Below are 237 nucleotides of genomic sequence, written 5' to 3' on the forward strand. Positions count from 1 at the left end.
ACAGGGACAAGGTCCCAACTACCATCGGCGCTAGAGAGCTTAACTTCCGTGTTCGGTATGGGAACGGGTGTGGCCTCTCTGCCATCATTACCAGACTGTATTCATTTAAGACAAGAATTATTGTAACTCATCTAACTTTTAAAGTCAACAAGTTTTTTATATTCTTTCAAAACTAGATAACATTGCTTCATATTATATGGTTAAGTCCTCGATCTATTAGTATTCGTCAGCTCCACA

At 38.8% G+C, this 237-nt stretch carries 1 rRNA gene; it reads right to left on the reverse strand.

Annotated elements, in window-relative coordinates:
* Positions 1-95, reverse strand: a 5S ribosomal RNA gene (gene rrf, locus BAQ48_RS00005); the annotation flags it as partial.
* Between the last annotated feature and the right edge of the window lie 142 nt (positions 96-237).

Source organism: Bacillus luti, assembly GCF_001884105.1.
In the GTDB taxonomy this organism is placed as follows: domain Bacteria; phylum Bacillota; class Bacilli; order Bacillales; family Bacillaceae_G; genus Bacillus_A; species Bacillus_A luti.